This window comes from Paenibacillus sp. FSL H7-0716, from assembly GCF_038002705.1.
In the GTDB taxonomy this organism is placed as follows: Bacteria; Bacillota; Bacilli; order Paenibacillales; family Paenibacillaceae; genus Paenibacillus_AQ; species Paenibacillus_AQ odorifer.
Window position 1 is genome coordinate 295,685 of record NZ_JBBODA010000006.1, and the last position, 8,302, is coordinate 303,986.

The following is an 8,302-nucleotide window of genomic DNA, read 5'->3' on the forward strand; positions in this document are numbered from 1 at the left end:
CTAATCTAACGCGACCGATAGTGCATCTGCTACGGTACTGACGCCAATAATCTGGATATCTTGCGGGTGCTTCCATCCCTTCATGCTCTTCTCAGGCATAATCACCCGCCGGAAGCCAAGTTTCGCGGCCTCCTTAACGCGCATTTCCGCGCGCGAAACGCCTCTTACCTCACCGGTAAGTCCTACTTCTCCGAAGAAAACGTCGTAAGGTTTTGTTGAAATATCACGAAAACTGGAGGCGATACTAATAGCTACAGCTAGATCAATCGCCGGTTCATCCAGCTTTACTCCCCCGGCAACATTCAGGTATGCATCCTGATTCTGCAGGAACATGCCCATCCGTTTCTCGAGTACAGCGATAATAAGTGCCATCCGCTGGTGATCCATGCCTGTGCACATTCGCCGTGGAGAAGGGAAGTGGGTGGCAGCAACAAGTGCCTGAAGTTCTACAAGCACAGGTCTAGTTCCCTCCATACTGGCCACCACAGTAGAACCAGCCACGCCAAGCGGACGTTCCGATAAAAAGAGCTCCGATGGATTCTCTACTTCGGTAAGCCCCGCTTCACCCATTTCGAAAATGCCGATTTCATTCGTAGAGCCAAAGCGGTTTTTTACAGCCCGCAAAAGTCTATACGTATGATGCCGCTCACCCTCAAAATACAGCACGCAGTCCACCATATGTTCAAGCATCCGTGGTCCAGCAATAGCCCCTTCCTTGGTAACATGACCAACGAGAACTGTTGCAATTCCACGAATCTTAGCGATACGCATAAATCTTGTCGTACACTCCCGAACCTGGGTCACGCTGCCTGGCGCACTCGTTACTTCTGGCATAAATACGGTCTGAATAGAATCGATGACAAGAAATTGTGGCTGGATTTGTTCGATCGCTTCTTCTATGCTTTCCATATTTGTCTCACATAGTACATAAAGCTCCGTTGACAACGCATCGAGGCGATCCGCGCGCAGCTTAGTTTGCCTTACCGATTCTTCGCCCGAGATATACAGTACTCGCAATCCCTGTGTTGTAAGGGCGTGCGAGGTCTGTAATAAGAGCGTAGATTTACCGATTCCTGGGTCTCCCCCTACTAGTACCAGCGATCCTGGTACGATCCCCCCACCGAGAACACGGTTAAGCTCACCTATACCTGTCAGTATGCGCGGTTCCTTGTCACTTTCTATACTTATGATCGACTGTGCCTTTTCTTTACTATGAAAAATAGGGGCATTCATTCCCTGTGTTTTGACTACGCTTTCCGTTTCCTCCACCATGGAGTTCCAAGCCTGGCACCCTGGGCATTTCCCGAACCATTTTGGCGATTCGTATCCACAGTCGGTGCAAAAAAATTTTGTTTTTGCTTTAGCCATTTGTTCTCCTTACGGTCCGAACTGTTTACAATTCGGATCATTTTCTTCTAATGAAAGTTTACCATTTCTACCCCTTTAACGAAAGGTCATTCGGTATTTGCATTAAATGTATATTTTAAATTGATCTATTTCCAATAAAAAAAGCTTCCGCTCCTCTATAAATAAGGAGCGAAAGCCTTGTTTATTTTATTCCGATTCTACTTCTTTTTCAAGCGCTGGCGCTACTGGAGCGTCCACTTTAGTCACCACAAGCTCTCCGCCCACCTCATCAATATTGAGGGAATCACCCTTTTGGATATTTCCTCTCAACAATTCCTCAGAAAGGCGGTCTTCAATATGCTTCTGTATTGCCCGACGCAATGGACGTGCACCGAAGGCTGGGTCATAACCTTCTTTAGCCAAGAAGGCCTTCGCTGCATCCGTGAGTACGAAATCAACATCATATTCACGCAGGCGCTTGCGGAGCTCATCAGACATCAACGTAACGATCTCAGCGATATGTTTCTCATCGAGTGAGTGGAAGACGATGATTTCGTCGATCCGGTTCAAGAACTCTGGACGGAAGCTCTTCTTGAGCTCTTCCATAACCTTGCCCTTCATATTGCCATATTCTGCTCCTGCATCTTGCACAGCCGTGAATCCAAGCGTCGAATTCTTCTTGATTGCCTGTGCGCCTACGTTAGAGGTCAGAATGATAAGTGTATTACGGAAGTCAACTACCCGGCCTTTAGAGTCGGTAAGACGACCATCTTCAAGCACTTGCAGCAAAATGTTGAATACTTCCGGATGCGCTTTTTCAATTTCATCAAGCAGTACTACAGAGTATGGTTTACGACGTACCTTCTCTGTTAATTGGCCGCCTTCTTCATAGCCGACATATCCAGGAGGGGCACCAACTAAACGGGACGTGGAGTGCTTCTCCATGTATTCCGACATATCAATACGGATGACCGCATTCTCATCGCCGAACATGGCTTCAGCAAGTGCACGTGCCAACTCAGTTTTACCTACGCCCGTAGGACCGAGGAAGATAAAGGAGCCCATTGGACGTTTCGGATCTTTAAGACCCGCACGCGCCCGGCGCAATGCCCGGCTGACAGCCTTAACAGCTTCGTCTTGACCAATCACTCGTTCATGCAGCAGAGCTTCCATATTAAGCAGACGGTCGGTCTCTTCTTCCTTCAGCTTGCTTACAGGGATCCCCGTCCAGCTTGCTACAACCTGTGCGATATCTTCAGGAGTAACTTCAGAATCGGTGCGTCCTTGCTTTTCTTTCCACTGGTTCTTAGTCGTATCAAGCTCTTCACGGATTTTTTGCTCCGTATCACGCAGGGCAGCCGCTTTCTCAAACTCTTGGCTCTGAACAGCGGAATCCTTCTCCTTGCGGATATCATCCAAGCGCATTTCTAGTTCCTTCAGATTTGGCGGGATAGTGTAAGAGTGAAGCCTTACTTTAGACCCTGCTTCATCGATAAGGTCAATGGCTTTATCCGGCAGGAAACGATCCGGAATGTAACGATCAGACAGCTTTACAGCTTCCACGATAGCTTCATCCGTAATTTTCACACGGTGATGTGCTTCATAACGATCACGAAGTCCAAATAGAATTTGTACCGCTTCTTCTGGAGATGGCTGATCCACCGTAATAGGTTGGAAACGGCGCTCCAAAGCTGCATCTTTTTCAATATATTTACGATATTCATCCAGCGTCGTCGCACCGATGCACTGAAGTTCTCCGCGGGCTAAAGCCGGCTTAAGAATGTTAGATGCATCAATAGCACCTTCTGCGCCACCAGCACCGATCAGCGTATGAAGCTCATCGATAAAGAGTACGATATTCCCCGCTTGGCGAATCTCATCCATGATTTTCTTGAGGCGGTCTTCAAACTCACCGCGATATTTAGTACCAGCCACTACAGAGCCCATATCGAGCGTCATTACGCGTTTGTCGCGCAGTGTTTCTGGAATTTCATTATTAATGATCTTTTGGGCCAAGCCTTCAGCAATAGCTGTTTTACCCACCCCAGGTTCACCTATCAACACCGGGTTGTTCTTCGTCCGGCGGCTCAGTACCTGAATAACACGTTCAATTTCCTTGCTACGACCGATAACTGGATCCAGGTTGCCATCCTTGGCATAAGCCGTCAAATCGCGTGCTAGACCGTCTAGAGTCGGTGTGCTGACATTAGCAGGTGTTCCGCTATGGCTGGATGCAGCCTCGCTGCTTCCCAGAAGCTGAAGCACTTGCTGACGAGCTTTGTTCAAGCTGATGCCGAGGTTATTAAGCACACGAGCCGCGACACCTTCTCCTTCACGAATAAGTCCTAGCAGAATATGCTCAGTGCCGACATACGTATGTCCCAGCTTGCGGGCTTCGTCCATCGACAACTCGATTACTTTTTTGGCGCGAGGAGTATAAGCAATGTTCGTAGGTTGTTCTTGGCCTCTGCCAATCAGTGTCTCCACTTCGTCCTGGATTTTCTCAAGACCCAGACCCAAAGCGATTAATGCTTTAGCAGCAATGCCGTCTCCTTCACGAATAAGTCCTAGCAAAATATGTTCTGTGCCAATATTGTTGTGTCCTAAACGAACAGCTTCTTCCTGCGCTAGCGCTAGCACTTTTTGTGCGCGTTCCGTAAATCTTCCAAACATCATATCTCCTGCACCTCCATGAATAATAAATATCTATATTAATGTTGTGTTCCCAGTGTTTCTCGGAGCAGTTTCGCCCGATACATATCCCGTTCAGTGGCGTTCATCTCGTCACCGAACATTTTTTGCAGAAATCCTGGCTGTGTCTTAACGTTAAGCTCATTAAGCACGGAAATCGAAGGGCCTTCCAGTATGCCAAGGTCGACCCCAAGTCTCACATCAGATAGCCGTTGTGCGGATTCTTTAAGCTCCATTAGAGCGGCATAACACAAAATCCCATAAGATCTTTTGACTCGGTCTGTAATTCTTAAAGCGGAATCTACAAGCAGCCTTTCACGGGCATTTCGTTCATGCTCTATAATCTGGGTGACTACACTGTGAAGGTTCTCGATGATTTCACTTTCCGTTTGACCGAGAGTAATCTGATTGGAAATTTGAAAGATGTTCCCTACTGCTTCGCTGCCCTCACCATAAATTCCTCTTACAGTCAATCCCACTTGATTCACTGCTGACAATATGCGATTGATCTGTTGGGTCATTACTAGTGCTGGCAAATGCAGCATTACTGAGGCACGCAGCCCTGTACCCACATTGGTGGGACAACTGGTCAAATATCCTCTTTTATCATCAAAAGCGTAATTAACAGCCGATTCGAAGATATCATCGATGGCTGTCGCACGTTCCCATGCTTCTCTTACCTGAAGACCCGGGAACAGACATTGAATCCGCAGATGGTCTTCTTCGTTAATCATGATGCTGACCGACTCATCTTCATTTAATATCACAGCTGCGCCACGTGAATCATTAGCCAGATTAGGACTGATGAGATGTTTCTCGACCAATACCTTTTTGTCCAGTTCATTCACTTCAGCAAGCTTTATCAGTTGAAAAGATCCGAATTCGGCAGCAGTTTCCCCATGAAACACAGGGGCCAGCAGCTCTAATACTTCTTCCGATTGCTCTAAGGAAGCAAGCATAGGGAATGGAAGATGCTCTAAGTTACGTGCAATACGCATACGGCTGCTAATTACAATCTCGGAGTGACTGCCTCCCGAGCGCATCCAATCACTAAGCGCTTGTTCAGTAAATCGGAGACTTGACATGTCATATCCCCCCTATATATCAAAGACTTTACTCTTGTGCCATTTCTTTTTCAAGTTGGCGAATTTGATCCCGCAGCTCTGCCGCAGTTTCGAATTCCTCCTGTGCGATACTTTGCTGTAATTCCAGCTTCAATTCATCAATTTGCCGTTTGAACACAATCTGTGCTCCAGCACGTTTGGGAATCTTGCCTACATGAGAAGTGCTGCCATGCACCCGTTTAAAGAGCGGGTCCAGTGCACTGTTAAAATATTTATAACAGGAGCTGCAGCCAAAACGGCCCAATTTGCTAAACTGCGAGTACGTCATCCCACAATTCTCACATTGCAGACTCTGCGTAGTCTTCGTAGCAGCCGTTTTTTCCTTACCGGCCCCTTCAAGATCAAGCAGACCAGACAGCAAGCTGTGAATGGAGAATCCTCCAGCAGTTCCCGGGATCAGTTCACCCTTCTCCCGCGCACAGCTCTCGCAGATATGAAATTCTGTCTTCTCTCCATTCACGATCTTGGTGAAATGGAGTGTTGCTGGCTTGACGCCACATTCCTGACATTGCATAAGCGAAAGCCCCTCCCTTATGATTGACAATTATTTGCCTAACAAAGAGATTAACATCGCCTTCATAATCTTGGCCCGAATCTCATCCCGATATGGAATCTTAACCGTTAGGCAATCCCGAGAAACAGCAGCGCGCATAAGACACGCCTCACGCTTGCTTAGAAAACCAGCTTCCTCCAGCTGATAAATCAACCCTTCGGCAGCGTTCTGATCTATCCCGCCACCTATAGTATGGTTTAAATGGGCATGCAGTGCCACGTTGGGCGGCAATTCAAAACGTTGAATACGAATATATCCCCCGCCACCACGCTTACTTTCCACCACATAGCCTTTTTCCAGTGTAAAGCGTGTACTAATAACATAATTGATCTGTGACGGTACGCATGAGAACTGGTCCGCCAGGTCATTTCGCTGGATTTCCACCGTACCTTCGGGACTTTCATGCAAAATATTCTTCAGATATTGTTCAATAATATCAGAGATATTGCGCATCACTCATCCTCCAGTGCTCTTTAAAGCTTCATAATATCGCTTGCGGCCGCATCCTTAATGACATTCATTAGTGAACTTCATTCATATAAGTCTGAAGAAAACTTCACGAATTCAGAGGATCGCACTGTATGTCATCAGGTGCGTTGACTTTGACTTTCTTTGACTTTTTAATATTATAACATATTCTGTGCTAATTCCAAGAGGATTCTCTTATTTTTCACTTTTTTCAGCGAATGTATTCGGAAATAAAGAACTCTCCCAGCATCTTTCGAAGGGGAGAGCCTAATTATTTTCTAAAAATGATCAAAAAGTGCGGTTTCAGCTTGCGGTATGATTTCTTCGAGCCATTCCAGAGACGTCGGATTACCAGTCACAAGTCCATAACGAGCCAGCTCTGCCGGGCGTTTATATCCAAACATTAGAATCGTCAGCGTACCAATACCACAGCTTAAGTCAGCTGCATCCCGTTCACCCACTATACGCAAGAAAGCTGCTGCTCCCTCTTCGGAGACCGTCCATTCCCACAACCCGTCATTCCATGGGGCATATTTATCTTCAATATAAATAACCTGTTTCTTCTGACTGCTGTGACGCTTAAAAGAATAACTCTCCACAAATACTTTAGCATTCACAATACGCGCCATAAAATAAGGATAATTCTCCTGCTCTATACGCGGATCAGGCAGCAAAAAGGGTAACATATCATCGGATGGCACCAGTTTTAGCGATGCACCGGTCACCATCGAATCGTGATTCGCAAGAAATGTCCACAGCCCCTGCCGGGCCTGTTCGTTCAAAAACACAAATTCATCAATGACCAGTTCTCTATTTTCTATCTTATATAGTACGTATCCTTCAGGTTCCCCAAGCTGTGAGTAAAATACCGCAATCTGACCTTCATCATCCAGAACAGAGTTCTCCCACCAGTCCAAATCGCGCTTAAGTGTCCCGTTATATCTAACTGCAAAACGATTGTATAAGTTGTCCAATACTTCGATATCTTTAACACCACGTCTTACCTTGCCTTCAACTTCAACCTTCTTGGGAAACTTGGCAACAGGAATGGAGTATTTCTTATATTCACAATAAACTTCCCAACCAAATTTGCGATAAAAGGGGATCAAGAACGGATGCAGAAAAGATAATGTCTGCCCCGCCTCATTCATCGTTTGCAGCGTATGCGCTAGGAGCTTTGCCACATGCCCCTGTCTGCGATTCTCCGGCCATGTCGCTACCCCTGCGAGCCCTCCCATAGGTACTAATCTACCTTGTATGTACACTTCGAATGGAAGAAGAGTAAGTTTGGCTTCCAAAGTACCTTCTTCAAAAGCACCCCATACGCGTTCTGCTTTAAATCTTTCCTTAGCATTCGCCCTTTTCTCACTAGGCAGCTTGTATTGAAAAGCATATTCAGATAAATCCATGCTTAGATCAAACTCTTCTGAGTGCAACTGTCTGATATCCACAAAACTCACCTCGTCATTTATGAATTTACTTTTATGGTTAGTATAACAAGAGAGTGTATGGTGTGCGAATTATAAGGATATTTTTCGAACTTTATTTAGTTATCCACAGCCCTTAAGCAGTTTTAAAAATAGTCTTGTAATCTTGTCCTATTCAAGTTAAAATAATTATCCACTTATCAATCCCTCTATCCACATAAATATGACTATATCCACAGCAACCCGTGTATTACTTAGGTTTTCTGTTGACAGATCTACATAAATATGTACTTAATTCACACCATTCGGTGATTTTTTGCCTTTTAATCATCTATCCACATGTGCGTAAGTTTTCTGCAAATTCCAATGAATTATCCACATGTGCGTAAGTTTTCTGCAAATTCCAATGAATTATCCACAAGTTTTCCACAATCTATAATAGACGCAAAAAAGCCACTGTCGAGTTATCAACAGTGGTCTATTTTTGCTTGGCAACGTCCTACTCTCCCAGGACCCTTCGGTCCAAGTACCATCGGCGCTGGAGGGCTTAACGGTCGTGTTCGGGATGGGTACGTGTGGAACCCCTCCGCTATCGCCACCAAACATGCGTCTGTGAAACAGACGCTGCCGCGTGAAATTCAGTTCATCACCAGAAGTGACAATGAATTTCTAAGCGTATTACAGGCTTGATG

At 45.8% G+C, this 8,302-nt stretch carries 6 protein-coding genes and 1 rRNA gene; all 7 read right to left on the reverse strand.

Annotated features, from left to right (window positions below; all coding sequences use genetic code 11):
- Positions 1-1,368, reverse strand: coding sequence for a DNA repair protein RadA (gene radA / locus MHH60_RS11215; protein WP_036680472.1), 1,368 nt, complete (start codon positions 1,366-1,368; stop codon positions 1-3).
- Between the two features lie 186 nt (positions 1,369-1,554).
- Positions 1,555-4,023 carry an ATP-dependent protease ATP-binding subunit ClpC gene (gene clpC / locus MHH60_RS11220; RefSeq protein ID WP_036680471.1) on the reverse strand — a complete coding sequence of 823 codons (2,469 nt, stop codon included), beginning with the start codon at positions 4,021-4,023 and terminating at the stop codon, positions 1,555-1,557.
- A 35-nt stretch (positions 4,024-4,058) separates the two neighbouring features.
- The gene (locus MHH60_RS11225; RefSeq protein ID WP_036680469.1) at positions 4,059-5,123 is read right to left on the reverse strand and encodes a protein arginine kinase; all 1,065 of its coding nucleotides are present in this window, start codon (positions 5,121-5,123) and stop codon (positions 4,059-4,061) included.
- A gap of 28 nt (positions 5,124-5,151) precedes the next feature.
- A complete protein-coding gene (locus MHH60_RS11230; RefSeq protein ID WP_036680467.1) occupies positions 5,152-5,676 on the reverse strand; it encodes a UvrB/UvrC motif-containing protein in 525 nt (174 codons plus the stop codon).
- Positions 5,677-5,706: 30 nt separating this feature from the next.
- Entirely contained in the window at positions 5,707-6,168 is a 462-nt protein-coding gene (locus tag MHH60_RS11235; RefSeq protein ID WP_036680465.1) for a CtsR family transcriptional regulator, read from the reverse strand.
- A 293-nt stretch (positions 6,169-6,461) separates the two neighbouring features.
- The gene (locus tag MHH60_RS11240; protein ID WP_076138438.1) at positions 6,462-7,634 is read right to left on the reverse strand and encodes a GNAT family N-acetyltransferase; all 1,173 of its coding nucleotides are present in this window, start codon (positions 7,632-7,634) and stop codon (positions 6,462-6,464) included.
- Positions 7,635-8,096: 462 nt separating this feature from the next.
- Positions 8,097-8,213, reverse strand: a 5S ribosomal RNA gene (gene rrf, locus MHH60_RS11245).
- Between the last annotated feature and the right edge of the window lie 89 nt (positions 8,214-8,302).

Excerpts from the sequence above, each read along its gene's own strand:
- radA (WP_036680472.1), bottom strand. The coding sequence starts at position 1,368 with ATGGCTAAAGCAAAAACAAAATTTTTTTGCACCGACTGTGGATACGAA.
- clpC (WP_036680471.1), bottom strand. The coding sequence starts at position 4,023 with ATGATGTTTGGAAGATTTACGGAACGCGCACAAAAAGTGCTAGCGCTA.
- MHH60_RS11225 (WP_036680469.1), bottom strand. The coding sequence starts at position 5,123 with ATGTCAAGTCTCCGATTTACTGAACAAGCGCTTAGTGATTGGATGCGC.
- MHH60_RS11230 (WP_036680467.1), bottom strand. The coding sequence starts at position 5,676 with ATGCAATGTCAGGAATGTGGCGTCAAGCCAGCAACACTCCATTTCACC.
- MHH60_RS11235 (WP_036680465.1), bottom strand. The coding sequence starts at position 6,168 with ATGCGCAATATCTCTGATATTATTGAACAATATCTGAAGAATATTTTG.